This is a genomic window from Sporolactobacillus caesalpiniae (assembly GCF_040513385.1).
In the GTDB taxonomy this organism is placed as follows: Bacteria; Bacillota; Bacilli; order Bacillales; family Sporolactobacillaceae; genus Sporolactobacillus.
This window is the reverse complement of record NZ_JBEVCB010000003.1, coordinates 105,525-132,515: the sequence shown is the minus strand read 5'-3', so window position 1 is coordinate 132,515 and position 26,991 is coordinate 105,525. Positions and strand designations below refer to the sequence as shown.

Below are 26,991 nucleotides of genomic sequence, written 5' to 3'. Positions count from 1 at the left end.
TATATTCAACATTACGCTATTAATATCATCCGTCGCCGTTCGGTTTTTTTTATTTTTGTAAGGAAAAATGTTTAGTTGCTTCTCTATGAGCATGTGGTGTATCGAACTACTTGGCTGATCAAGCGCCGACTCTTATAACCTATGCAATCCTAGTTTCATTGTCATAGGCAGTCTATTTAATTTAAAGCGAAATAGGAATAAATGCAGGTGTATTGAAGACAAATGAGACTCGCCCGCTGATGCTATTTTTACAGAGTAACAGAGGAGATATTTCGATCTCTAGGTCATCCATCCAAACCAAACACGGGATGGAACAATACATTATGTCATATAGCGAAAGCGGGATGATTGACTTTTGAAGATACTGCTTGCCACCTTTTGGGTGATTCCACATGTCGGTGGGGTTTGGAACTACATGGTTCAATTAAAGGAAAGCTTGGAGAAAATGGGGCATAACGTTGACTTATTGGGGTATGGCGAAGACAAAGCCTATATTCATCTCGTTAACAAAAAGAAAAAAATATCTATTGATGCGCTGCATCCGGCAAAAAGCAGAACGGATCATCAACAAAACAACGCAAACGAACGCGTTGCACAAACCGAACGTCATATGAATTTTTATGAAGCGGCAGCAGCATCTTTTGGATTAAGCGACTATGATCTCATCCACACACAAGATGTGTTGTCAACGGCCGCCATGAGCCGTATCAAGCCGAAGCATGTGCCGCTCGTTGCAACATTGCATGGATCCGTCGCACTCAAAACGTTCTACGAGCTCGAAGCGCCCCACCAGTCTTCTTCGACATCCACAGCAAAAGAGTATTTTAAAAATCTGGAGCACTTTGGCGCAACCTGTGCCGACATAACGATCGTTGCGAACCACTGGCTGAAGAACGTCTTAATCCATGAATTTGATGTCCCTGCAGAACAAATTCAAGTACACCATTACGGTTATAATTGCACTCATTTCGTAAAACAGTTAAATACAAAAACATCCTTAAGAACCAAGAAAAAAGTAATTATTTATACGGGCAGACTGGTTATGTTAAAGGGTGTTGACTTTCTGCTGAGCGCACTGGGTCGACTGAAACAGCAAAGAGCAGAGAATGATTGGGTCTGTTGGATCGTTGGCGATGGCGATATGAGCAAGCAATTAACGGCACAAGCAAAAAAGCTGGGATTAATCAACGATGTCATCTTTTTCGGAACCCGACAAGATGTTCCCTATCTGCTCTCTCAGGCCGATATCCATGTTTCACCCAGCCTTCTTGACAACCAGCCCCTATCCGTCATCGAAGCCCAGCTTGCCGGAAAAGCAGTTGTAGTGAGCCGTTCAGGCGGACTGCCCGAAATGGTTGACGATGGCGTCACCGGAATTATTGTGCCTGAGCATGATCCTCGGGCGCTATTTAAAACGCTTGATCTTCTGTTAGACAACGACCGACTCAGAGAAAAACTAGGAACCAATGCAAGCAAATGGGGGCGCAGTCATTGGTCTCAAAAATGTGCTGTACAAAATTTAGTGCGTGTCTATGAACAGGTTAAGTGCAAGGAGGACCGGATTAAACAATGAAATGGACTACTCTGTTTATCATTAAATACAAACTATCGCATTGGTTTTCAAGAACCCTCTTTAAAATCCATCAATTTCGAAAGGTGCGGGAAATTGAACAAGCGAAGAAAAAAATCCATATAAAAAGGAAGAAGAGGTGCACCATGAGTTTTAAAACGATCAATGGAACCTATGATGCGATTTTCAGTTTAGGAGACTTATGCTTAGCCAGTATTCAATTAAGAAGGCTCAATCTGCGGCCATTTGCCGGCGTTATCGACTGGATGGGATCGCCCTCTCTTAATGATGTCAATCGCTTGCTTAAAAATAGGTTTGAAGGGTTTATGGACGCGTCACATCTGTCAATCAGAGGCTATGCCACTGCACAAAATTTACTAGTCGCTGATGAGCAGTATAATATTATGTCAAATCATGACTTCGATGCAGAAAGAAATAGCTTAGCCTATTTGGCAACCTATCCGGAAGTAAAAGCAAAATTCGATCGTCGAATTAAGCGATTCTTAACCAAATGTGAAACAAGCAAACGGATTCTTTTTGTTCGAACCGAGGGGACATTTGATGAAATTTTAGCATTGGAAGATACCTTATCTGAACTGGTTAAGGGCGACTTCCGCATTCTTGTGATCAACCATACAAACGTTGCCGGGATCGTTGTCAAAAACTGGCCGCTGGAAAATGTCCTTTCACTGGAGTTCCCTAATGGTGAAAGATGGGAAGGAAATAACGCGCTTTGGGCCCAAGTCCTAAAAGGGGTTCATATTAGATAAGCTGCAGTTAGCGGTTCAATCCCCCTCAATCCGTACAACGCTAAAGCTGCCGATTAAGCATACCACTTTGGCGTTGTTTTTTTGTTCGCAAAAAATGTGCTTGATTGGGCCTTTCTGATACTCGGAGAAGCGGAATTTTTTCAACAGTTTGCGACACACAGGGGGCGACCGTCTACGGGTGCAACGCGCCGGGGAAATGGTCGAAAGCAATGAGATAAATGGACGCAATCATTACTTCTTTCAGAGCCAAACCCCAAAAAATAGACAATTAAAATATTTTTTTGTCAAAAAGAAAGAAACATGCCTACACAATATATTGACTGCACAATACAGTAACAATATATCATCCATAGGAGAGATGCGGAAAATGAAAATTTTGCTAGCCACTTACTGGTCCATTCCCCATGTGGGCGGAGTTTGGCAATATATGACCCAGCTGAAAAAAAAGCTGGAGTCGTATGGTCATGAAGTTGATCTGCTTGGCTATGATCAATCCAACCTTAATGTCACAGTGTTCAATAAAGGATTGGTTCTGTCAAGAGAGAAAGTCACTCCGTTAATCGATACCCATTTTACGCAAGAAAATTATCCAGCAATGCATGCTAATTTCTTAGTGAAATGGACAGAGATGCAGCGTTATGTATATGAATTGAGCGCCTCTTATTTCGGTGTTAAGGATTACGACATCATCCACACTCAAGATGTGCTCTCAACCGTTGCAATGAGCCGAATCAAAGATCCGAATACACCATTAATTGCCACCCTGCACGGATCAGTTGCCCATGAGATCAGACGTCAGTTGAAAAGCGTTCACAAGTCGGCAACGGATTATCTCGCCAGAACGTACTACGATAAATTGGAACATGACGGAGCCGTATCGGCAGACACAACCATCGTCTGCAATCAGTGGTTGCAAACGATGCTGACCAACGAGTTCCACGTACCGAAAGATCAGCTTAGAGTGCTGCATTACGGTTTTGATACTGAGGCCTTCATTAAAAAAGTACACCAAGAGGCAACACTTAAGGCACCAAAGGATAAAAAAGTCATTATTTACACTGGACGGCTCGTCGAACTTAAAGGAGTCAATTATCTCATCGATGCATTTGCCAAACTGAAACAGATTAGAAACGATTGGGTAGGCTGGATCGTCGGTACTGGTGAAAAAGAGTCGGAACTCAAAAGCCAAGCGCTGTCACTTGGCCTAGGTGATTCCGTTCGATTTTTAGGAAAAAGAGAGGATGTGCCAAGTCTGCTCAATCAAGCAGATATGCTTGTTCTGCCGACATTGATCGAAAACCAGCCCCTGTCGGTGATCGAAGCACAAATAGCGGGCAAAGCGGTTATTGCAAGCAATGTCGGTGGAATCTTGGAAATGATTCAGCATGGCGTGACCGGCATGTTGACGCCGCCAGAAAACGCTGACGCTCTGTTCAGTACGATCAACCAACTTCTCTCTGATGACCAGTTAAGAAAAAAACTCGGAATTAATGCTCGAAAGTGGGGCTTGACACACTGGTCAATTGATCGAGGCACTCAGGATCTTCTGAACATCTATCTTCAGGCCATATACGCCAAAGGAAAGGGTGAGAAGCTTGTATAAGCTGATTGAATTCTTCAAGTATATTTTTCTCGTCTGCTATTGGAAGGTTGCCGATCTTTGGAAAAAGGCACGGGGGAAGAAACCAAGCAACATTTCTGACTTTATGAGTGAGCAACGTACTAATCCTACTCTTTTAAACATTGAAGACACGCATTCACTATTTGCTTCTCCGCCCCGGGACGCAACGATTTTCATGTCGAAACCCATTTTTGAGAAAATTGTTCATTTGCTTCCAACGAATTACGTACTGCCGGATCTTGAAACACTAAAAATTGTCACAGACATCTATAACCAGCATGAAACGATACAAGAAGAACCGCAGCACAATGATTCCCCGGTTCTCAACAAAATAAAGACAACGCATCCGACCGTCCGTACACTGTCTCAACCGTTCATAAAAAAAACGAGCCGACCGTCTGAGCCGACCAAGCAACACATCAGCCGTATAAAACCATTCACACCCAATGTCACTCCCGAACTTGCGCACATTTCATCGTTAGATCGGAACGAACACAGTACCAAGCAGGAAGCGGTATCTGACCCAGCACTCCGCATCACACCGCTGCAATCAAAAAAGAAGATTATTAAGCCTGCTGAACGGAAGGATGACGTTACGCAAAACGACCACTATAAATTTGTTTTCATAAAGTAATTATGAACTGAGGGAGGGAGCATGATGAAAGCAATTGTTTCAGGCGGTGCGGGATTCATCGGCTCTCATCTTGTGGATGCCTTAATTGACCGCGGCGATGACGTTCACATTATTGATAATCTGCACTCTGGCCGTATCGAAAATATTCACCCGTGCGCCACTCTGCACGTGATGGACATCTCGAACCCGGAGGTTAAAGATATGATTGTACACATCAAGCCTGATGTGGTCTTCCATTTAGCGGATCAAGCAGAAGCGGCGGCTTCCGTACAGACACCGAATAACGATACTGAACTCACAATTGACGGAACTATCAATATTCTGGATGGGTGTTGTCTTGCCCAAACCAAAAAGTTTATTTTCGCCTCATCAGCAGCCGTCTATGGTGAAAATCAAAAGGATCTAGTATCAGAAAAAGATCCGACAGCACCGATATCCTGTTACGGGTTGTCAAAACTGACGGAGGAGTCTTATATCCGGCTTTTTAGTCGAATTTATCAACTTCCTTACACCATTCTCAGATATGCCAATGTTTTTGGACCCAGAAAAGCCGCCGAAGAAGCAGGCGGGGTTATTGCCATCTTTTTAAATCAATTAAAAAAAGGTGAACCCTTAAAAATTTATGGCGATGGCAATCAGACCCGTGATTTTATCTATGTGAAGGATATAGTTAAAGCAAATCTTGCCGCAATCAATCACGGGGATGGGGAAATTATTCATGCAAGTACCGCTCAAACGACATCCATCAACCAGTTGATTAACCACCTGCGGAACGTGTATGGATCAGAACCCAAGACCATCTATCTTGACGCGAAAGCCGCAGATATCCGGCACAGCTGTTTGGATAACGGGAAAGCGAGAAAATTACTGAACTTTGTACCGTCATACGATATCGTAGATGGATTACGAGAAACGTATGAGGCAGAAGTACTGAATAAAAAGAGGAACAGAGACAAGAATTGTGACTAGCCAAACTTGGCGAAGTCTCGCCTATGCTGGCTTCCGCTAAGCTTTGATACGTTTTTGTTGTATAAACTAAAGACCTGCCGGGATCAATAATCCGGCAAGTCTTTTTTCACTGGTACAATCCTTTACCCGCTTGAGGAGATGATACACCGGACCTAGGCCGACCTTGTCCGGTGCATCGACGGTTTCGCCTAAGGGTTTGGCGAAGGCACAATAAGTATAAACTCTTCACTTCACTCATAGCGCATACGAGTCCCGTTAATCTTGCAAATGGTCCGATCAATGATTCACATCTTTATACGAGTTGCTCAGAAGATCGAGCTGCGTGATTTTCCCTGACTCTTTGTAATAGCGGAAAAATCCGGCGGACGGAGCGGTATTAGGATCCGCCGCACTGTCATTTGTATGATTTTCACGCAGTTCCATTGAATAATAGGTACCATTGTCGGTCGTGTCTACATAGACTTCATCCGGCGTATATCCGGCTGCCTTAATCACGGCTGTCTCTGCTTTTTCCTGAGACACCGCAACACCCGAGCTGTTGGATGAAGTCGCGGATGAACCGGAAGAAGATGATACCGATGATGAATCATCTGAACTGCTCATTTGCGTATCAGGCGAACTGCCGGATGATGATTCCGAGGAGCTCTGGGAAGATTGATTGGATGACGTTTTTTCAGCATTCTTTTGTTGTGCCGTTATCACTTGTTCTCTTAACTCCCTTGCATCTTTTCTCAATATGCCTGATCCATTTTTTTGAAGAATGACCATATTCAATGCTTTTATGGCTTGTTCCGGATGATCCGTCACCGATTTAGCAACCAGAAAATTTGTGGTTTGAGCCGCTAATCGTGTTGCTTTCTTATCCTTTTTCTTATACGTCAAAGCCTTTTTAAAATAACTTGCCGCAGCATCATAATCCTTAGAGACAAGAGCAGCCTGTCCTTTTTTCATTGCCTGTTCATATGCATTGTCTTCTTGATTAGCGCAGCCGCTCAAGACAAGGGCTGCAATCGCAAATAAAATTAACAGTGTTTTTTTCATGCCTGCCTCCAGTTTCGAGTGACGTTGTAACATCTCTATCATATCATGTTTTCTCCTTTTTTTGACTTCTTTCTCTGTTTATCGCCGCATTTCGTGCACGTATTAACAGGCAAACAGCCAGACAATTGATGTATGCGTATCGGAGCCAATAGAGACACCGCTCCAGCCTGCCTCTTGATCCGCGAATACTGCCAAACCAATGCAATGAAAAGAGCTGAGCAGTCTTACGAATCCTGCAGACAGAATCGAAAAGGATCAGGCATTGCTGCCTGATCCTTCTAAACCGGAGCTTTATGATGATTTCGTTTGTCAACACATGGAGCGATTACTGATAATCCTTCGCAAGTTTTTCAAATGCGGCAAGGGATCGCTCTACTTTTTCCGTCGGGATGCAATAGGCCATGCGGAAGTAGCCTGGGCAGCCGAAACTGTCTGCCGGTACAAGGATCAAATCATAGTTCAACGCGCGCTTGCAGAACGCAACTGCATCGTCCTCCAATGCCTTCGGGAAAATATAGAACGTGCCCCCAGGCTTCACACACGAGAAACCTAGTTTTGTCAGACCTTCATACAGGATGTTCATGTTCGTTTCGTATACCGATAAATCGGCAGTCATATCGATCACTTCAGCTACGGCGAGTTGGATCAATGACGGCGGACAATTATGACCGATGCCGCGAGAAATTTGGCCGCACATGTTCACGATTAAAGCCGCATCCGGGTTATTCGGATTGACAGCGACGTAGCCAATGCGCTCACCTGGCAGAGACAGCGACTTGCTGAAAGAATAGCAGGTGATGGTGTGTGTGTAATACTTAGCGACAAATGGCGCATCTACATGATTGAAAACAATTTCACGGTACGGTTCGTCGGAAATCAAATAGATATCATGACCATATTCTTTCTCCTTTTGCGCTAAAAAGGCAGCTAATTTCTTAATCGTTTCGGTCGAATAAACGGCACCCGACGGATTGTTCGGCGTATTGATCAGCACCACTGCGACCTTTGGGGAGAACATGCGCTCAAATGCTTCAAAGTTAATCTGCAACGTTTCCGTATCCGGCGGAACTACTTTTAGAATAGCGCCTAACCCATGCACGTATGGCGTATATTCCGGAAAATAGGGCGCGAACGTGATCACTTCATCCCCAGCTGTCGCCACAGCACGCATTGCGTGTGCCAAAGCGCCGGCTGCGCCGGATGTCATGAAAATATGTTCTGTTTTGTAGTCAACACCGAATCTTCTCGAAAGCGAGGCGGCAACCTTTTCACGAACTGAGGTGATACCAAGGCTTGGGCTGTATCCGTGCACAGCCATCGAGTCGTTACTTGAGGCTAGTCCCACCAGTTTATCGGTAAATGCTTGGGGTACGGGCACGGACGGATTACCAAGACTATAGTCAAAAACATTTTCGTAGCCAATTTGTTTCGCTCGTTCCGTGGCATATTCAGACAGTTCTCGAATGACTGACTTTTGACTGAGCATTTGCTTAAATTCTTCAACAATCATAAAGTAATCCCTCTCTTTTTCGTAGACCTTTTCTTAGCATAGCGGCAGAGTGACGCCATTCGGCTTGCAGTACTGCTATTATACCTATATTGGTGGACAATTTCTATGAAGATCCAAAGAACGATTCTAGCACCTTTAATCAAAAAAGTAGTAAATACAATTGATTTATTGTGATTACGCTGATTTTAACGTATGTTTAGGATAAACGATTTTGAAAATTCACGGTTAGTCAGCTGAATAGAAGCGAGGCAATTGAAATGAAATTGTGGAAAAACGGTACATTCTATACTATGAACAAGCCCGGCGAAACCGCTGCTTGCGTACTTACGGATCATGGAAAAATTATTGCTTTCGATGAGCAAGCGCAGACAATTGCCCACGAACAGAAGGCAGAGTCTGTCGATCTTCAAAGCGGCATCGTCTTCCCCGGATTTGTCGACAGCCATCTTCATTTACTTTGGTATGGGCAGGCCCTGGATCGGTTGAACCTCTCAGGATACAAGACAAAAAAGGCTTGTCTTATGGCAATCGCCGAGCGTTCGGCGAACTTGAAGAACGGAGAATGGCTGTTTGTCGAAGGCTATGACGACAACAATTTGAGCGACAGTGATCAGCTCTTGACGCGAGAGGACCTCGACCCGATCAGCGATACGCATCCGATCCTCGTACGTCGGATTGACTACCATACCGTGAGCGTGAACAGCCCGTTCATTAATAAAATCGGGCTGACTCGCCATCAGATTTTTGCCGGTGGCGGCAAGATTGACCTTGATAGCGCGGGATTCCCGACCGGCGTATTACGGGATGAGGCCTCAATGCTCGCTATCGAACGATTTCCAACCGAAAGTACTGCCGAGTTGGAACGTCTTTTGAAGATCGCTGTTCAAGACCTTTGGAAAAAAGGCCTGACCGGCGCGCATTCCGAAGATCTTCATTACTTTAACGGCCTGGAAGGAACCGTTCAGGCATTCCGCCACGCGCTTTGTGAACAGTTCCCGTTTCGTGCTCATCTGCTCGTCCATCACAAGGAACTTAATGCTTATCTGAATACGCCCGAATCCCTCAAAACGGCAAGTGATTTTGTCGAACTTGGCGCGATGAAAATTTTCTACGATGGAACAGTTGGTTCTCATACCGCATTCATGACGCAACCCTATGAAGGCGAGCCGAACAACTACGGCCTGCAATTTCACAGTGATAAAGAATTCGAGGATCTTGTGCGACAAGCACGTGCGGCAAAACTGCCGGTCGCCGTGCATATGATCGGTGATCGCGCATTTCAAAATGTTATTCGCGTTTTAAAAAAATATCCGCCGCTGCTTGGGCAAAAGGATCGCATGATTCACACACCGTGGCTCCGTCCGAATATGTTAGATGAAGCGCACGGGATGCCGCTTGTTTTTGATAGTCAACCACAGTTCATGAGCAGCGATATGCCCTGGGCACTCAAGGTGCTCGGACCGGATTACCCGCCTCTTGCTTTTGCCTGGAAAACGATTCAAGACAGCGGCTTTACGATTGCCGGGGGCAGTGATGCGCCAATTGAAGTACCGAACCCTATGCTTGGCATTCATGCAGCTGTTACCCGAACCTGCCGTGCGGATTTAAACGGCAAACGCTACTTTCCTAAAGAAGCATTAACCGTGTTTGAGGCAATTGCCTTATATACTTCCGGCAGTGCCGACGCCTGCGCGCATTCAGAATCGCGCGGCACTATCAGCATCGGAAAAGTTGCCGACTTCACCGTTCTCGATCAAGACCCCTTTCAAATTGATACCGCGGATTTGCCGGGCATAAAGGTTCGGAAAACGATTGTGAACGAGCGCATTGTTTTTGAACAGTAAGATCCAATAAAGAGGTGTGCACAATGGACAGACTAGTTCCTTTTCTTATTACCGGCATCATTTTCTTTGTTGCTGGTCTGTTTTTTGATCATTACTTGAAGAAAAAATACGTGGTCGCAAAGAACTATGGTTGGACCTATCACCACATAAATAAACTCCAGTACCGAACGGAAATCATTTTGGCTCTGTTTTTTCTTATTACCTCAGGCCTTTTTAGACATCCGATCTATGGTCTCATTGCCTATCTCCCTGTTCTCAATGGGTTTCGCGCCTATATGGAATGGAAATACGAACGTGAGAAAAAAAGATATGTTCTTTTCCTGTTCTCAGCCATTTATTTAATCATCTTCTTTTGCACTGTTAGCGCGATGCGCATCCTTCCACTCTGAGGCAGTGTTATTCTATAAGAATTTTTTTATTTGTGACCAATCGTTGATCTTCTCATCCACTGACTTTGGATAACGAGAAGGTGTTGGGCTGGTTGACGGCATTTTAAGTAATTCAATGGTCGGTGGAATCACCAACTTAAAATATTTTTTAAAAACGGCAAAGGACTTACTGCCGTTAAAGGCGATTACTCGTATTCCGGGGTTAGCATTCAACAAGCCAGCGACATCATTTGGCTTTTCGTCCTTAATTGCCGAATCCAAACTGCCCTTGCGAACGCAATAGTGAATTGAATCCCACAAAGCGATCCGATGTATCTTAATGAAATCAACCTTTTCCTCATAGGACGGCTGATCATATTCTTTATCAAAGAGTGCGTACATGATCATCCAGAACTGGTTTCTCGGATTGGCGTAATACTGTTGCTTTGCCAAAGACTCTCGGCCGGGCATTGAACCTAGTATGAGAACTCGGGCATCTTCCCCAATAATGTGAGGCATTGAGTAAATACGTTCATTTGCTTCCATCTTATTCTCCTTATTATCATGGCGAAGGATACGCCGGTAGTTAATCAATGGTTATTCTTTGACTGCCGATTGAACAACTGCTTTTTCATCTTTTTTATAGAGGAGACCATCCTGAGAAAACTCGGCCATTCATTACCGAGATGAATCAGTGTCTAGGGTCTCCGTCCTTTGTTTGGTAACTATTTGAATCGTTGCCAAAAACGAACATATGTGCTATAATCAAACTATAAAAGAGGTGAATCCATGACCTTAAAAGGACTTAAAGTACGTATCTATCCAAACGAAAAACAGAAAGTAATGATTCACTTAAACTTTGGCTATAATCGTTTTGTTTGAAATCAAATGCTGAACCTGCTGATTGAGCGGTATCATAATAATTCGAAAGCCAAATTTTTAAATGCCTATGACTTAAACCGTTTGCTTCCGGCATTGAAGAGCGAATTCCCCTGGTTAAAAGAAGCAGAAAGTACAAGCCTTCAGGCCACCAATCATGATTTAATTGAGGCCTATAAAAAATTCTTTAAAGAGAAGCGCGGGTTCCCAAAGTTCAAGTCAAAGAAGTTTTTAAAGCAATCCTATCAATCGAAATGCATCAATCAGAACATCAGGCAGGTCGCACCCCATTACATGAAATACTCCAAACTGGGCGTGATGCGTTTTAAAACAGGAAAACCCATCCCCGATACCATTAAATCAGTGACGATCAAACAATCGTTTACTGGCAAATACTATGCCGTCTTACTTGTCGAATGCGAAAACCAAGCATTTGATAAAACAAATAAGCAAATCGGCTTAGATATGGGCGTCAGTGATTTGCTCATCGGTTCGGAGGGCACTAAATTCCCCAGCATTCGTTTTGATAAAGAGCTCGCCCAAAAGAAGCGCTATTGGGAAAAACAGTTCGCCCGAAGACGATTGCGAGCGGAAAAAGAAATGGCTTGGGACAAACACAATCAAGTGCTCCATCCAAGGCAGCTTTCCGACTTTAAGAACGTTCAAAAAGCTAAGTTAATGGTGGCTAAACTTCATGAAAAAATCGCGAATCAACGCCAGAATTATTTACATCACATCACGACGCAGCTGGTGAAAAACTATGATGTGCTTGTTATCGAAGATTTGAAAACCAAAAGCATGCTGCACAATCACAAGTTGGCACGGGCAATCGCAAACCAAGCCTGGCGGGAACTACGCCGGATGCTTGAGTACAAATGTGCTTGGTATGGGAAGAAGTTAGTAGTTGTTAATCCCCACAAAACCTCACAAATCTGTTCTCATTGTGGGCGTGATGATGGGAAACACACGTTAGACATCCGGGAATGGACGTGCCCTTCGTGCCAAACACATCATGACCGCGACATAAATGCAGCGAAAAACATCTTAAACATTGGGCTTGGTATAAGCCTTGGTAAAGAACTGTAACCTCTGCTCCTGATTGAAAGATCAGGAGTAAGTAAGCAGTGTTCCCAGAAGCTCGGTACTTTAGTACCGATGTAGTTCACAGTGCATTTTATAAGTGACACGGCCGATGGAGCAGCCGGGACCAATCGTGACATGATTACCCCTGACTACTTTTGCTTCCGTGTATTCAAGATAGATTTCATCGCCTTCTATAGAATCCACAAACAACTTTTTACAGCCGAATGCGCTTAAAAGCTGGTCAAAAAAGAAATGCGTAAACCGGCGGTGAACCATCAACGTACCGCATCCAATTTCTTTAATACGTGAGGTGTGACCGGATAACGTGATGTCAATCCGCTCAGCGCTGCAGAGCCCGCCTACGGTGAGCGGCCCTTCCGAAACGATCTCCTCGCCCTCTAAATCGCCGCCAACCGACAAGATTCCTGCGACGCGTACGTTATCCCCATGAACGCTTCCAAGAACCTTCGCCCTTCCGTTGATCTGAATGCGCTCCCCGGAGACATTTCCTTCTGCCCGGCATGTGCCATTGATAGTCAGCGACTCCGCAATCAACTGTTTTTCAATCACCCCTGAACCGCTGATCATAACACGCGCTGCCTTGACATCTCCGCCAATACGTCCTGATCCGTTAATATCAATGCTGCTGCAAATCAAATCACCGTGAATTTTTCCGCTTCCATTGATTCTGACGTCTTCATAGCATCCCCCCGGTGCAGTGCCTGAACCAGAAATTGATAGATTTTTCTTCTCCTCAATCATCTGAAGATCCTCCGCTTCACTAGTTAGTTTTCATCCGCCAATCGAACAGCTTGACCAACCGTAAACTTACCACTTGTTTTATAAGAACCTGAATACTCAACACGATCAATCGTACATCCCTCACCGATTTCAACGTCGATGCCGCGAACCACTTTTGCCTCAGTGTATTCAAGAGAGACACGGTCGCCTTCAATCGTTTCCGCGCGAAACATATTCGTCAGTGCGGTATTGAATAGCGTACGTCGTCTTTTGACCGACACATGTCCTGCGCCAATTTCCTTCACATAATTTTGCGTATTAAATTTAAGAACAATATCAATGGCATCACAATTCAGCAACCCCTCAACGTTAATACCGCCTTGCATATCTAGTGTTTCCAATGATACATTCCCTTCTGCATGGAGTGCACCGCGCACTTTCATCTCTTCACCTGTAAGGTTCCGAGCGGCGAACAATTCGCCATAGATCGATGCTTGCTGGAGTGCGCAGTCCCCTTTCACATGCGTCTCGCCGATTAAGCGTGATTCCGCGGCAGCCAGCCTTCCTCCAATGGTCACCTCGCCCATATTTCGAAAATAGTCGCAGGACAGATCCTCAGATACTGAGCATTCCCCCATCACCTTGCATGTGTTTGCTTCGATGGAACCGGTAACGCTGCATTCACCCATGATGCTCACCTTGTCAAATGTGCCGCCGTTTGACTGCGTTTCACCCATAACTTTTAAATTCTGCTTTGATTCATGAATCATTCTCGCAATCCTCCTTTGAATTTCTCCTCTTAATTTCGTTCAATCAACCTTTTCAGTGCCTCCATACTTGAGGAAATGGATTGCGCCTCAATCACGTTCACCCCATCATCAAAATAGAGGGCAACATCCTCCGCTGCAAGGAGAACCATTGAAACACCCATCTTTCGAATAAAATAGAGACAGCTGTTCTTGTCATAAACTTTATGACTGTTCGTTGTGAGCACATCGAGCAAATCCCTTGCCTCGGTGCGATTCATTCGTCCGTCTTTTAACATCTGATCGAGAAGAAATAACGCAAGAACAGCGTCAAACGGGTAGTTCTGCTTATGCGGTACGAGTTCTTTATAAATCTGCAACGTAAGGTTCGAAACAATGTTTCGGTCAAGCAATTCTTGTTCGGATAGAATGATTTTTGTGACCGATTGAGGAGAAAATCGCTCCGCCAGCTCATCAAGCGACTGCGTATCTTTCATTTCAGAAATCGTTTGAACGCGTTTGAGTATTTTTTCTTTTGGAAAAAAGGTCTCCTGACCGGTAAATGTCGACTTTCTGATAAACCAATCTTCTGGAATCAGCTGCTTCCTTTTCCAACGGTAGAGCTGCCCATAGGAAATACCGGTCAACTCCAGAAGATCCTTTTTTGCGATTAATTGCTCTTCCATAAGATCTTCCTTCCTCTCTTTTATGACGCCCCCAATATAACATAACACTGTTACGATGTAAATAAATGCTTTCTCACATTATCACGCTAAATTCCTTGCTTTATTTGTTATAATGAAAAAACACTGTCTTCTTACATAAACGTTGGAAGATATACAAAAAATAGAGACTGCAAACAGAAAGGATATGAAGTAGTGAAACAACAGCTAGAAAGAAAACTAAAAAACAGACATATTCAGCTAATCGCCATCGGCGGCGCGATCGGAACCGGTCTTTTCTTGGGATCCGGAAAAGCAATTCATCTTGCCGGTCCATCCATTTTGTTCGCCTACCTCATTATTGGTGTCGCTTTGTTTTTTGTCATGCGCTCACTTGGTGAACTGCTGCTGTCGAACACCGGTTACGCTTCATTCACAGATTTCACGGTCGAGTATATCGGCCCATGGGCCGGCTTTGTGACCGGTTGGACCTACTGGTTCTGCTGGATTATGACCGCCATGGCTGATATTACCGCTGTGGGAAAATACATGCAGTTCTGGTTCAACATTCCGCAATGGATTCCTGCCTTTCTTTGCTTGATTGTTCTAACTATCTTAAATCTGCTTACTGTAAAAATGTTTGGCGAAATTGAATTTTGGTTTGCGATTATTAAAGTGATCACGATTATCGCGCTCATTGTTCTCGGGTTAGTTATGATCGTTGTTGGTTTCAAAACGGACACGGGACATGCTTCGATACAAAACTTGTGGTCATACGGCGGTTTGTTCCCGCACGGCATTAACGGCTTCTTTCTCGGCTTCCAAATGGCCGTCTTCTCATTCGTCGGCATTGAGCTTGTCGGCGTAACTGCTGCAGAAACCGCTGATCCGGAAAAGAATCTGCCGCGTGCAATCAACAGTCTTCCTGTTCGTGTCCTTCTTTTTTACATTGGCGCCTTATTTGTCATTCTCTGCATCATTCCATGGACACAATTGAGTGCCGATAACAGTCCGTTTGTGAAGGTCTTTACATTGGTCGGCATACCCGCGGCCGCCGGTATTATCAATTTCGTTGTCCTGACGTCAGCTGCTTCTGCATGCAACAGTGGTCTTTTCTCGACAAGCCGCATGCTTTATTCACTCGGACGTGAAGGCAACGCGCCGAAAAGCTTCTCTATTTTAGGAAGAAGCTCAGTGCCAAGCACCGCATTGATCAGCTCCACGCTGGCACTTTCCGTAGGTGTTGTGCTGAACTACTTTCTGCCGGATTTCGTGTTTACACTCGTCACCAGCATCAGCGCCATTTGTTTTATTTGGGTATGGGGAATTATCCTTGTCTCGCATATCATTTATTTGAAAAAGCGTCCTAAACTGGCAGCCGCTTCGAAATTCAAGGCACCGCTTGCTCCTTTCATTAACTGGGTAGTTCTCGTGTTCTTTGTATTTCTTCTCGTACTGATCGGTCTGGCTGCCGATACACGTGTCGCGCTTTTCGTAACACCGGTTTGGTTCCTGATCCTTGTCAGTGCATACCTCATGCGTCGTAAAAAATAAACTTTGCTGATTATAAAAGGTTCCTGTGTGTTTATGCAGGAACTTTTTATTTTTCTCATTATTTTCCAGCGTTGGAAAATGTGAGGATATGCATTGCTTTTATGGCAATTAAGCTATAATACTTGTAAAAGGTGGAAATAAAGTAATTTATTTCATACCATACACTCGTGACTGATGGGGAGGATTTTGATTTTGGCAGGAAAACCGAAACTAGAAGATGTAGCAAGATTTGCCGGCGTTTCGCCAACAACTGTCTCGCGTGTGCTGAACAACCGCGGAGCGATAAGCGATAAGACAAGACGCAGAGTAAACGACGCGATCGCGCAATTGAACTACCACCCAAACGAGATCGCACGTTCTTTATTTGTCAGCAAGACCCATTTTATCGGTCTCGTTTTTCCAACTACTGGTCATCCCTTTTATGGCGAACTGATCTTTCAAATTGAAAATATACTATCCGAGAAAAATTACAAGGTACTCATATGCAATACAATGGATCAAGCAGAGAAAGAGAAAAAATATCTGGATATGCTTCTTGCCAATCAAGTGGACGGCATGATTGTCGGTGCCCATAACATTGGTATAGAAACCTACCAGCGGGCGCACCTGCCCATTGTCGCGATTGACCGTAAAGTTTCAGATACGATTGCCGTCGTCAGCAGCGATAACTACGGGGGCGGGCGGCTTGCCACTGAAGATTTGCTTAATCAAGGGCTCACCAAGATCATCCACATCAACAGCGTGCCGTGTGAAGAAGCTCCATCTAGCTTGCAGCGGAGAAAAGGCTACGAAGATGTAATGAAAGAGCATGGGCTCCCTTTTAAAACCTATGAACTTGACTATCCATTTGATCGAGAAGCGAAGATACAAATCTTGTCATCAATCTTTGCGCAAAACCCAGCTATTGACGGCATGTTCATCAGTGATGATATGACGGCAGCAATCGCGCTCAGTATGGTTAGAAAAATGAAGAGAGATATCCGTATCGTCGGTTTTGACGGAACGGAAACAGTCACCACCTGTGTTCCGGAACTAACCACGATCGTCCAGCCTCTTCGGGCAATGGCGCAACTGGCTGTTGATCTTTTGTTAAAAGAAATAAATAACCAATTCAGCGACATTAAGAAAAATTATAGTCTACCGGTGACGCTAAGACGCGGGAAAGCGTAACTTCACTCTGAATGCACCATTGAGACGCTGGGCTTTATGCTCAGCGTCTTTCTTTTTGCAGCAGCATAAGCCTGTGACGCAGGTTCGGATCACTGGCATAAATATAAAGTCCGCAGACACCTCGAGTCATGAGCACGTTGATTGAATTCAGAATGATCTGCTCCTTGATCGCTTCAAGGTTTTTTAAGTCATCACGCTTCACGAATGCGGCGCCGTCCTCATAGTTTTCAATGCGAATGGTGATCTGATCATTGTCCTCGTCGTACGTTACGGAAGGACCGAGGATCACACCCGCGTAGTTTAAATCAAATCCTTGAACTGTGTACACAGAGCCCACTTCGTCGATCGTATCGGCGCGCTCCGCCCACGCCTGTTTCTCAGTGGGTTTCGAACGGTCCCACCGCATATGAAAATTCGGCTCATCAATATAATGATCGTTGCCGTCCAGCGAATAGGGATAGTCATAGGTTGCGGTCAATCGTGAAAGATGGTAGTGGTCGTTTCGCTCTTTGATTGCTTGATACAGTTCACCCGCATCCCCGAAAATACGAAAATCAAAAGACTGTTTCTTCGGGAGCGGCAAAACTTTTTTATGAACAAATGCGTGAATCCATTCGGAAACATCAGCATTTGCCCGGACACGGAATTGATTCGTTAGGTAGAAAATCTCGCTTGGAATCCGTTCCCTAAATGCCTGCACATACGTCTCATTCCAGTAACTCTTTAACTTCAAAACCTGCTTTTCATCAAAGACCATCACAACAACACGGCTGCATTTCAGAATCTCCTCAAGTTGATTGTCTTGGTTGAATCGGTTGTATCGATCACTCTTGGTGAGCAAGAGATGCGCTTCATCGATGAACACCACATCCGCTCGCGCCCCTTGCTTTTGCATCCGGTTGATGAAGGTTGTCGGCCGGACAAAATCCTTTTTTTGAACATGAGGCAGCTGCTCGGCAATTTCTTTGTACAGCTTGATCATTTCCGGATGATTGACAATGAGGTAATTGCTCGTATGTAGAAGCGGATCGGCAGCGCTGCCTGCTCGTGAAACGTTCTGAACCTCATTAAAAATAGAGCTGAGCACCACGCTTTTACCGGTTCCCGCATCACCGTGAATAATAAATAGCCCCGGTGTGTCATTTTTTATATGCGCTCGGCAAAACGCTTCAATTTTTTGCTTCAGTTGTACTTGCTGTGCGGAAAGTTTTTTAAACGGCGAAAGCTTAACTACCGCCTGGTTGTAATCCTGTTCATCCGCGTTCTTTTGCAACATGAATCAACCGCTCCTTTTTCCTCTTCAGTTTAGACGAGTTTCTTGAAGAAAAAAAGAGCAGTCCCGGGACCGCTCTTTGTGCATCATTCTATTTAAAAAGTGCTCGATACTCGCCGTAACCGCCGGCTTCCAAATCTTCTTTCGGGATAAATCGCAGCGCAGCGGAATTGATGCAAAAACGCTGCTTGGTCGGGACTGAAGGCTCAGGAAATACATGCCCTAAATGCGAATCACCAAGCTTGCTGCGCACTTCAGTGCGAAACATGCCGAATGTGTGATCCGGTACGTCCATCATACGATTGGTGCTGATTGGCCGGGTGAAACTTGGCCAGCCGCAGCCGGCATCATACTGGTCGATTGTCGAAAACAGCGGCTCACCGGAAACAATATCTACATAGATTCCGGGTCTTTTATTGTCCCAGTACTCATTTTGAAACGGCGGTTCTGTGCCCTTCTCCTGGGTCACCTTATACTGACGTGGCGTCAGCTTTTCCTTGAGCTGCTTGCGATCCTTTTTGACGCTCCAGTGCTTCGCAATAAAATCCTCCCGGCCGGAGTTTTGCCGGTAAATCCGATAACTCATCGGATCCTTGCGATAGTAGTTTTGATGAACGTCCTCTGCCGGATAAAAAGTTTCTGCCGGAACTATTTCTGTCACAATCGGTTTCCGAAAGCGCCCACTCTGCTCAAGTGCTTTCTTTGACGCTTCGGCAAGCGCCTTCTGTTCTTCATTATGGTAAAAGATCGCTGTCCGATATTGAGATCCGCGGTCATGAAACTGTCCTTTGCGATCAGTCGGGTCAATCTGCTGCCAATAGAGCTCCAGCAATTTTTCGTAAGGAAAGATATCCGGATCAAAAGTAATCTGAACGGCTTCTGTGTGACCGGTACTGCCGCCGCATACGTCACTATAGGTCGGATTCTCCGTCTGGCCACCCGTATAGCCGGACAGAACGTCGATGATTCCGGGTTCTTGATCAAAGGGCTGTACCATGCACCAAAAACAACCGCCGGCAAATGTCGCTTTTTCCGTTCGACTCATTCAAATCCCCCCAATATAGAGCGCATTCGTTCACGTGAAATCGGTTAGAGTTAATTATAGCATTCCCAAAACCAGATCACGAAATGTAACAGCAGAATTGCTCCTTATGTAGCTAAAGCAACTATGCATGTCATTTATCGGCAGTTCCATTCGTCAGCAGCCTCAAGCTCGCAAAAACAAAAAGAGCGCACCCAATCGGGAACACTCCACATCTCATCATAGTCTACTCTTTCACCTTTTACGGCTTCAACTTCATTTTCTTATTCGGAGTAAACTCAAGCTCTTTACTCGTTGACACGCGCGTTTCCTTCGGGACAAATCCACGCACACGCGTCAGCGGGAACACCCAAGTATACGGTCCGATGCATGTGCCCGGCAGCGTCGCCGAGTTGGCACCGATTCTGCTGAAATCACCGAGCACGCAGCCGAAGAAATCGGTGCCGAATTTCGTATACGTGTCACCGACTTTGACACCGATGATGCCTTGGTCGAAGCGGCGGTTGGCAATAATCGTTCCCGAACCGACACGCGCACCTTGGCCCAGCACTGAATCGCCGGCAAAAGTAAAGCTTTGCACCTTCGCACCGTTCCCCACGATGGCATGCTTAACCTCGCATCCGTGACCGATGACGCAGTTATTGCCGATAATCGTATAGGGACGAACGAGTGCGCCCGATTGAATGGTTACGTTCTCCCCGATAATGACCGGTCCTTCAATGGTAACCTGCGAATGGATCTGTGTGCCTTTGCCAATCGAGTAATTACCATGCAGATAACTGCCTTCAGCTAAACTGCCTTCATTAACTTTCAGATTTTTCGTTTCAACCCGTTCTTCAATAATTTGCGTTGCTTTTTCTAACGCTTCCCAAGGATACGCAACACCTTCAAAGACTTCAGGAACAGCAAAGTTTTCCGTATTCTCAAAAAAATAGCTCAGTTTCAGCTGCTCAACACTCACTTAAATAACCTCCAATACTTAATGATCAGCCATCAAGCTTTACATATTTTTGGGTTTTGCACATGCAGTTGCGGACAAAGGGCCGGTACATCGATCAGGGTTCTGTTGGGTACCATAATGCCCCTTTACCATTATAGCTATTACCTTAAGCGGTTTGTAGATTTTTCGTGATTGTTTGCCGACAAAGAAATTCGTTTTCATGGGCACATTTACTTTTGTATACTCTGACATCCCCGCTCATTTATGAGATAATTGCAATTAATACGATTGAAAGCCGCGCATTTTCTCTTTCTTCTTATTTTTTTCCTTTGCATAACGAATACTATAGTTAGATGCCTGTTATCTGATCGGACAAAATTATTTTTTCTATAGAAGGGGTGCTGCACCATGCATGAAGCAACAGAAAAAGGGCCGGACTATTCATCAAAGAGCTACATGGATAAAGTGGATAAATTCTGGCGCGCTGCCAACTATCTATCAGTCGGACAGATTTACTTGAAGGACAACCCGCTTCTCGACCGCCCGATTGTACCCAACGATATTAAGGTGCATCCGATCGGACATTGGGGCACGATTGCGGGGCAAAATTTTATTTATGCGCATTTGAATCGAGTCATCAACAAGTACGATGTCAACATGTTCTATATTGAAGGACCGGGACATGGCGGGCAAGTCATGGTATCCAACGCCTATCTTGACGGCAGCTACAGCGAGATTTATCCGGATATATCTCAGGATAAACAAGGGATGCAGCGATTATTTAAGCAGTTCTCTTGGCCGGGCGGGGTTGCTTCGCACGCAGCGCCGGTAACACCAGGATCCATCCATGAAGGCGGCGAACTCGGCTACTCCATCTCTCACGGCGTCGGCGCCATTTTGGATAATCCTGATCAAATTGCCGCTGTTGTGGTTGGCGATGGTGAAGCCGAAACCGGGCCGCTTGCCGCCTCGTGGTACTCGAATCATTTTATTAACCCCATTCATGACGGAGCAATTCTACCCATCGTTTACATTAATGGCTATAAATTAAGCAACCCAACCCTCTTCTCTCGAACATCCGATGAGGATCTAAAGCATTATTTTGAAGGCATGGGCTGGGATCCTTTCTTTGTCGCAGGCAGTGATCCGGAACTTGTCCATCCGGCAATGGCCGAAGCCATGGATCAAGCCATCGAAAAAATTATTAGCATTCAAAAAAATGCCAGAAAAAATAACGATGCGACGATGCCTCAATGGCCTGTGATTATCTTCCGGAGTCCTAAGGGTTGGACCGGTCCGAAAGTCTGGGAAGGCAAGCCGGTTGAAGATTCGTTTCGGTCGCATCAGATCCCGATCCCTGTTGATCAACAGCACATGGAACATATCGATGACCTGATGCACTGGTTAAAATCCTATAAACCGGAAGAATTTTTCAATTCGGATGGCACGTTAAAATCCGATGTTGTTCAAATAATCCCTAAAGGGCCTAAGCGTATGGCGACCAATCCAATAGCAAACGGCGGCATTAATCCGCGTGACCTGCGCCTTCCGGATTATCGAAACTACGCCGTCGACACCAAAGAGCGGGGCAAACAGGTCGCTCAAGATATGGTCATCTTTGGCGACTATATTCGCGATATCCTTCCGCTCAATCCGACTAACTTCCGCATTTTCGGTCCTGACGAAACCGCCTCGAATCGGTTAGGAGCTGTTTTTGAAGTGACCAATCGGCAATGGTTGGGCGAAATTGATGAACCTCGCGATGAATTTGTCGCTGCGTCCGGTCGCGTTCTGGATGCACAATTGTCTGAACACCAAGCAGAGGGCTGGCTCGAGGGCTATACACTGACCGGCCGCCATGGCTTTTTTGCAAGCTATGAAGCGTTCCTGAGAGTGGTCGATTCAATGCTCACGCAACACTTCAAGTGGCTGCGCAAAGCGAGTGAACTCGCATGGAGAAAATCTTATCCATCATTAAATCTTATCGCGTCATCTACCGTTTTCCAGCAGGACCATAATGGCTACACGCATCAAGATCCGGGCATGCTCACCCATCTTGCGGAGAAGAAGCATGATTTTATTCGTGAATATCTGCCGGCAGACGCAAACACATTGCTCGCAGTTGCAAACAAAATTTTTAGAAGCCGCGATAAGATCAATTTGGTCGTAACATCCAAGCACCCGCGCGCGCAATGGTTTTCTATCGAGGAAGCATCGGAACTGGTCGACAACGGACTCGGGATCATTGACTGGGCAAGCACCGACCAAGGATCAGAACCGGATCTTGTCTTGGCCAGTGCCGGCACCGAGCCGACATTGGAGAGCCTCGCTGCAGTTCACCTGCTTCACCAGGCATTCCCTGAAATGAAAATCCGCTTCATCAATGTGGTGGATTTGCTGAAACTGAAAAGCCCGAAGAAAAGTCCTAGAGGGTTGTCCGATGAATCGTTCGACCACTATTTCACAAAAAATAAGCCGGTCCTTTTCGTTTTCCACGGCTATGAAGACTTGATTGAGGATCTGTTCTTTGGTCGCCACAACACGAATCTGACCGTGCATGGCTATCGTGAAAACGGGGATATTACCACACCTTTTGATATGCGTGTGCTGAACCACTTGGATCGTTTTCACTTAGCCAAAACCGCAATCACTTTGCAGTCGCGTTTCTCGGAAAAAGGTGACGCGTTCATCGCGCAGATGGATCGTATGATTGCCAAACACAATCGCTACATTCGCGATGAAGGTGCAGACCTGCCGGAAGTAGCCGATTGGAAATGGACGCCGCTAAACTAAATGGCGTTATTCTCTTGCCCCCTAATCAGCCGTTTGATTAGAGGGATTTTATTTTATTGCCACCTACTCAGGCTCCATATATAATACAAGTACACATATTTTTGCCGTTTGGATGTTGACGTCCACTTGAGGAGGGCCTGTAGTGACTACTTACTTACGTAAAGCGACAAACCATGATTTTCCAGAGATTAAAAAAATCATTGAACAAGCCAAACAATTGCTGAAAGCCGACGGTATTGATCAATGGCAGGATGGCTATCCGGACGATGCCGTTATACGCAACGATATTGCCCAAGAAATAAACTACGTACTCATTGTTGATGAAAAGATTGCCGCTACAGGCGTTATTTTTGAAAAAAAAGAGCAAGCCTATGAAGCGATCGAGGAAGGCACCTGGATCAAGACCAAAGCACCCGCGTATGCTTCGCTTCATCGGTTAGCCATCTCCCCCGACTTTCGCGGCCGCCGCTTATCGTCAACTTTGATGAGTCATCTCATCACTGCGGCATCATTAAAAGGATACACCGACCTCAGAATCGATACCCATCCCGAAAACCCGCGCATGCAGCATGTAATTAAAAAAGCAGGCTTTGATTATCGCGGAGTTGTTCGTTTGGATATGCCGAATGGCAAACGTTGGGCGTACCAGTTGGTATTGGCTTAATATGTAAATCAGGAATACGAAAAAAGAGCAGATCGCCTCACGCATGTCTGCTCTTTCATTATGGTTCTTGCGAATAATCTTCTCACGTCTTCTTAACTGCTGTCGGTACTATCTTATCTTGTGAACATCCATTTCAATAGCTTGCAGATACCTATGATGAGCAGAATGATCACTAACCATTTCAACATAAAACCGAAAAAAAGAAATAAAATCAGTGCGAGAATACCGACCGCAACCCATGCAAAAGCTGTAATCAACACGCCGCCAACCGCAATCAGCACAACAAAAATAATAATTGCTGCAATTAATCCAAAGATAAGTCCCATTAAATTCGTTCCTTTCGTGACACATTCGTAAGCTGTGCACAAGCGTGATGAGTAGAAAGATGATCGATTTGCTTATGCAACTCTAACTCTATAAGCTTACTATAATGCACGACGGACGTTTTGATAATGAGCGCAAGGCGGGGAATTTACTACGTCTTAAGACTTATTTTCACGGATTCAATTGCTCGCGCGAAAAAACGAATCAAATGATCGCCTGGCTTCGTTTTAAAGATTAATTTCACGTACGGCGCATGTATGCGCGCACGGTGACCGGCGCAAATACAGCTACAATCACAGCCGCTCCAATAAGAGAGATGGCAAAGTCCCAGCCAAAAGTTCCGGAATTAGCCAGATTTCGAACAGCTGTGACTAAATGCGAAACCGGATTGATTTTAACGAACCACTGGAGCCAGTCAGGCATCGTGTTCACCGGCACAAAAGCATTGGAGAGGAATGTAAGTGGAAACAGGGCAAGCATTGAGATTCCTTGTACGCTTGATGCCGTACGCGCGATCACACCAAAAAAGGCGAAGATCCAACTGATTGCCCAGGAGCACACAATTACGAGAATGCCCGCGATTGCCACATAAGCAAGCCCCCCATCAGGCCGGTAGCCCATGATATAGCCCATAGTAAAAGTGAGTACCGTTGCAATGGTATAGCGGATGGTGTCTGCAAGTAATGCGCCTGCAAGCGGAGCAATTCGCGCAATCGGCAGCGATTTAAATCGATCGAATACGCCTTTATCCATATCCTCACGCAGCTGAACTCCCGTGACGATTGAGGTCGTGATCACAGTTTGCACAAGGATGCCCGGAATGATGACCGGCAGATAGCTCTGCACATTCCCAGAGATTGCCCCTCCAAAGATATAAGTAAACATCAAAGTAAAGATGATGGGCTGCAGCGTAACGTCAAACAATTGCTCGGGCGTGCGCCGAATCTTAAGTATTCCTCGATAGGCCATTGTAAATGAGTTGCGCACCGATTGACCGAAGCTCACATAGTTAGTCAATTGCCTGTCGGCAACCGGTTTAATCATCGTACTTTTCATCGCTGCGCACCTCTCATTCTGTTCGATTCATCCGTTGCTTTTGATGTGTCTTCCTTTGCAGTATGACCGGTAATTGTTAAAAAGACTTCATCCAGGGTTGGTTTCTGCACACTCAACTCAGCAAGATGAATGCCCGCGTTTCGAAGAACAATCAACAGGTCTGTCACCCGGTCGGCATCCGCCATCGGAGCGGTTATTTTCCCGCCCTCCGGTGATACAGTTGCCTTGACTTTGAGCACATGTTCAACAGTCTGGCACGTTTCCTCAAGTTCCAGTGGATTTTGAATTTTCAATTGCAGCGATGAGCTGCCAATCGACGCTTTCAAATCATCACCGGTTCCCTCAGCAACAACTTGGCCATGATCAATTACCGCAATGCGGTCAGCCAGTTCATCCGCTTCTTGAAGATACTGCGTTGTTAGCAATACAGTTGAACCCGTCCTTACCAACCGCCGGATCGTTTGCCACATTTGATTACGTGTGCGCGGATCCAATCCGGTTGTCGGTTCATCCAGAAAAATAAGCGGTGGCTGCGCAATTAGACTCGCCGCCAGATCCAATCGTCGGCGCATCCCACCGGAGAAATTTTTCAGCGGCCGTTTCGCGGCTTCTGTTAAGCCGAACTCCTCTAGAAGCTCCGCCGCTTTACGCCGGGCCTCAGCACGTCCCAACCCGAGCAGCCGTGAGAAGATCACCAGATTCTCGGTAGCACTGAGCGCCTCATCCACCGATGCGTATTGACCGGTCACGCCAATTAATTGACGTACAATTTGCGATTCACGCACCACATCATGTCCGAAGATGCGCGCAGAACCTGCTTCCGGTCGTAATAATGTCGCGAGCATTCTTATTGTGGTCGTCTTTCCCGCTCCATTCGGGCCCAGAACGCCGTAGATCGTACCGGCACGCACGTTCAGATTAACGCCGTCAACAGCACGATTGTCACCAAACGTTTTGACCAATCCTTCTGCCTCAACAGCCCAATCACCAGTGTCCGGCATTTTTTTTCGGATAATCCTGTCGTCCATTTCCATTCCTCCCTCTTTGTCTCACTATAATTTAAATTGACTTTTTTTATAATGAGCTCAGGGCGGGGAATGACCTCCTCCTAGAGACGGATTCTCATCACTTATCTTCGAGAGTCTCCTTGATAAACACTTTAAGAATTACCCAGATTGGGTTGTGATTGGTGGTGTCATTATCTCGGGACTCATTCAGGTTCAAACAATGAATTTTTCTATAAAAATGGTAAAAACAACCGCTATACAATAATGAAAAATAGACGTGAGATGCGCAGCAACCTGTATGAAAAAACTACAGATGGCGGTCACCTGCTAAATCAGGAAAGCAGCCGAGTTTGAGGTTAAACCGAACCCGCGGAAAATTAGAACGAAGAGAGGAAAAGTTCAGCCGAAGAACAGAAGTTCAACCGAACGAGTAGTAACGAATGAACCCAAAGTCGTAGCGAAATCATCGAAAGTTGTAACCAATTTCCAGACTCGTAACCAATCGCGAAAAATCGTAACGAATTCCGAAACTCGTATCAAATTGCCGATCAATGTAACGAATTTGCTGCGTCGTTCGTCTTTACTGTGCAGCCGAAAATCACAGCTTAATTTCATTTTGTGTAATTAATAATCTTTAATGCTCGTCTCCCCCATATGAAAATCTCTAATTCTATTATTTGACGCTTACAAAAGAAGAAGCCTATCATTAAATTGCAGCTTGCGGACATGC

25 protein-coding genes are annotated in these 26,991 nt (G+C 45.4%); 13 read left to right on the top strand and 12 right to left on the bottom strand.

Translation table 11 applies throughout. The features are described 5' to 3' along the window. The first annotated feature begins 355 nt into the window (after positions 1–355). The 5 genes from ABWW58_RS06765 to ABWW58_RS06745 all read left to right on the top strand — a co-directional run bounded on the left by ABWW58_RS06765 (position 356) and on the right by ABWW58_RS06745 (position 5,564). Positions 356–1,573, top strand: coding sequence for a glycosyltransferase family 4 protein (locus ABWW58_RS06765; protein WP_353868405.1), 1,218 nt, complete (start codon positions 356–358; stop codon positions 1,571–1,573). 143 nt (positions 1,574–1,716) lie between these two features. Further along, positions 1,717–2,340, top strand: coding sequence for a DUF1796 family putative cysteine peptidase (locus ABWW58_RS06760; RefSeq protein ID WP_353868404.1), 624 nt, complete (start codon positions 1,717–1,719; stop codon positions 2,338–2,340). A gap of 367 nt (positions 2,341–2,707) precedes the next feature. Then, positions 2,708–3,943, top strand: a complete 1,236-nt coding sequence (locus tag ABWW58_RS06755; protein WP_353868403.1) for a glycosyltransferase family 4 protein — start codon at positions 2,708–2,710, stop codon at positions 3,941–3,943. Then, a complete protein-coding gene (locus ABWW58_RS06750; RefSeq protein ID WP_353868402.1) occupies positions 3,936–4,595 on the top strand; it encodes a hypothetical protein in 660 nt (219 codons plus the stop codon). Before ABWW58_RS06755 ends, ABWW58_RS06750 begins: the two co-directional genes overlap by 8 nt. Before the next feature lie 24 nt (positions 4,596–4,619). Beyond that, a complete protein-coding gene (locus ABWW58_RS06745; protein ID WP_353868401.1) occupies positions 4,620–5,564 on the top strand; it encodes an NAD-dependent epimerase/dehydratase family protein in 945 nt (314 codons plus the stop codon). A gap of 276 nt (positions 5,565–5,840) precedes the next feature. Here the strand turns inward: ABWW58_RS06745 and ABWW58_RS06740 are convergent, their stop codons facing one another. Continuing rightward, a complete protein-coding gene (locus ABWW58_RS06740; protein WP_353868400.1) occupies positions 5,841–6,647 on the bottom strand; it encodes an outer membrane protein assembly factor BamD in 807 nt (268 codons plus the stop codon). 283 nt (positions 6,648–6,930) lie between these two features. After that, entirely contained in the window at positions 6,931–8,115 is a 1,185-nt protein-coding gene (locus ABWW58_RS06735; RefSeq protein WP_353868399.1) for a pyridoxal phosphate-dependent aminotransferase, read from the bottom strand. Positions 8,116–8,372: 257 nt separating this feature from the next. Between ABWW58_RS06735 and ABWW58_RS06730 the strand changes: the two genes are divergently transcribed. Together ABWW58_RS06730 and ABWW58_RS06725 are read left to right on the top strand one after the other, a co-directional pair. Then, on the top strand, positions 8,373–9,959 hold the full coding sequence (locus tag ABWW58_RS06730; protein WP_353868398.1) for an amidohydrolase: 1,587 nt from the start codon (positions 8,373–8,375) through the stop codon (positions 9,957–9,959). A 23-nt stretch (positions 9,960–9,982) separates the two neighbouring features. After that, positions 9,983–10,348, top strand: a complete 366-nt coding sequence (locus tag ABWW58_RS06725; protein WP_353868397.1) for a DUF4181 domain-containing protein — start codon at positions 9,983–9,985, stop codon at positions 10,346–10,348. Positions 10,349–10,360: 12 nt separating this feature from the next. On the opposite strand, the gene ABWW58_RS06720 is transcribed toward ABWW58_RS06725, so the two are convergent. After that, complete coding sequence (locus ABWW58_RS06720) at positions 10,361–10,873, bottom strand: DNA-deoxyinosine glycosylase (RefSeq protein ID WP_353868396.1); 513 nt, start codon at positions 10,871–10,873, stop codon at positions 10,361–10,363. 243 nt (positions 10,874–11,116) lie between these two features. Between ABWW58_RS06720 and ABWW58_RS06715 the strand changes: the two genes are divergently transcribed. Both ABWW58_RS06715 and ABWW58_RS06710 read left to right on the top strand, forming a co-directional pair. Continuing rightward, entirely contained in the window at positions 11,117–11,209 is a 93-nt protein-coding gene (locus ABWW58_RS06715; RefSeq protein WP_353868395.1) for a helix-turn-helix domain-containing protein, read from the top strand. Between the two features lie 6 nt (positions 11,210–11,215). Beyond that, positions 11,216–12,292: an RNA-guided endonuclease TnpB family protein gene (locus ABWW58_RS06710; RefSeq protein WP_353868394.1), complete on the top strand. Its 1,077-nt coding sequence runs from the start codon at positions 11,216–11,218 to the stop codon at positions 12,290–12,292. Positions 12,293–12,352: 60 nt separating this feature from the next. On the opposite strand, the gene ABWW58_RS06705 is transcribed toward ABWW58_RS06710, so the two are convergent. From ABWW58_RS06705 to ABWW58_RS06695, 3 genes are read right to left on the bottom strand one after another with little or no spacing between them, the layout of a single operon-like run. Continuing rightward, the gene (locus tag ABWW58_RS06705; protein ID WP_353868393.1) at positions 12,353–13,051 is read right to left on the bottom strand and encodes a polymer-forming cytoskeletal protein; all 699 of its coding nucleotides are present in this window, start codon (positions 13,049–13,051) and stop codon (positions 12,353–12,355) included. Between the two features lie 23 nt (positions 13,052–13,074). After that, positions 13,075–13,800, bottom strand: a complete 726-nt coding sequence (locus tag ABWW58_RS06700) for a hypothetical protein (RefSeq protein WP_353868392.1) — start codon at positions 13,798–13,800, stop codon at positions 13,075–13,077. 29 nt (positions 13,801–13,829) lie between these two features. Continuing rightward, positions 13,830–14,462 (bottom strand): YhbD family protein, encoded by a 633-nt coding sequence (locus ABWW58_RS06695; RefSeq protein WP_353868391.1) that lies wholly within the window; start codon positions 14,460–14,462, stop codon positions 13,830–13,832. Between the two features lie 192 nt (positions 14,463–14,654). Here ABWW58_RS06695 and ABWW58_RS06690 point away from each other — a divergent pair, with 192 nt between their 5' ends. Together ABWW58_RS06690 and ABWW58_RS06685 are read left to right on the top strand one after the other, a co-directional pair. Beyond that, positions 14,655–15,992, top strand: a complete 1,338-nt coding sequence (locus tag ABWW58_RS06690; RefSeq protein WP_353868390.1) for an amino acid permease — start codon at positions 14,655–14,657, stop codon at positions 15,990–15,992. 192 nt (positions 15,993–16,184) lie between these two features. Continuing rightward, positions 16,185–17,162, top strand: a complete 978-nt coding sequence (locus ABWW58_RS06685; RefSeq protein ID WP_353868389.1) for a LacI family DNA-binding transcriptional regulator — start codon at positions 16,185–16,187, stop codon at positions 17,160–17,162. A gap of 40 nt (positions 17,163–17,202) precedes the next feature. Here ABWW58_RS06685 and ABWW58_RS06680 read toward each other — a convergent pair whose 3' ends face one another. From ABWW58_RS06680 to ABWW58_RS06670, 3 genes are all read right to left on the bottom strand, one after another. Continuing rightward, positions 17,203–18,438 carry a DUF2075 domain-containing protein gene (locus ABWW58_RS06680; RefSeq protein WP_353868388.1) on the bottom strand — a complete coding sequence of 412 codons (1,236 nt, stop codon included), beginning with the start codon at positions 18,436–18,438 and terminating at the stop codon, positions 17,203–17,205. An 88-nt stretch (positions 18,439–18,526) separates the two neighbouring features. After that, complete coding sequence (gene msrA / locus ABWW58_RS06675) at positions 18,527–19,480, bottom strand: peptide-methionine (S)-S-oxide reductase MsrA (RefSeq protein WP_353868387.1); 954 nt, start codon at positions 19,478–19,480, stop codon at positions 18,527–18,529. 238 nt (positions 19,481–19,718) lie between these two features. Then, positions 19,719–20,438 (bottom strand): LbetaH domain-containing protein, encoded by a 720-nt coding sequence (locus ABWW58_RS06670; protein WP_353868386.1) that lies wholly within the window; start codon positions 20,436–20,438, stop codon positions 19,719–19,721. 387 nt (positions 20,439–20,825) lie between these two features. On the opposite strand from ABWW58_RS06670, the gene ABWW58_RS06665 reads away from it, so the two are divergent. Together ABWW58_RS06665 and ABWW58_RS06660 are read left to right on the top strand one after the other, a co-directional pair. After that, positions 20,826–23,210, top strand: coding sequence for a phosphoketolase family protein (locus ABWW58_RS06665; RefSeq protein ID WP_353868385.1), 2,385 nt, complete (start codon positions 20,826–20,828; stop codon positions 23,208–23,210). Between the two features lie 142 nt (positions 23,211–23,352). Next, a complete protein-coding gene (locus ABWW58_RS06660; protein ID WP_353868384.1) occupies positions 23,353–23,874 on the top strand; it encodes a GNAT family N-acetyltransferase in 522 nt (173 codons plus the stop codon). A gap of 113 nt (positions 23,875–23,987) precedes the next feature. Here ABWW58_RS06660 and ABWW58_RS06655 read toward each other — a convergent pair whose 3' ends face one another. From ABWW58_RS06655 to ABWW58_RS06645, 3 genes are all read right to left on the bottom strand, one after another. Continuing rightward, positions 23,988–24,200: a hypothetical protein gene (locus ABWW58_RS06655; protein WP_353868383.1), complete on the bottom strand. Its 213-nt coding sequence runs from the start codon at positions 24,198–24,200 to the stop codon at positions 23,988–23,990. A 238-nt stretch (positions 24,201–24,438) separates the two neighbouring features. Further along, positions 24,439–25,254, bottom strand: coding sequence for an ABC transporter permease (locus tag ABWW58_RS06650; protein WP_353868382.1), 816 nt, complete (start codon positions 25,252–25,254; stop codon positions 24,439–24,441). Continuing rightward, complete coding sequence (locus ABWW58_RS06645; protein WP_353868381.1) at positions 25,251–26,282, bottom strand: ATP-binding cassette domain-containing protein; 1,032 nt, start codon at positions 26,280–26,282, stop codon at positions 25,251–25,253. The genes ABWW58_RS06650 and ABWW58_RS06645 overlap by 4 nt, the downstream gene beginning before the upstream one ends. Between the last annotated feature and the right edge of the window lie 709 nt (positions 26,283–26,991).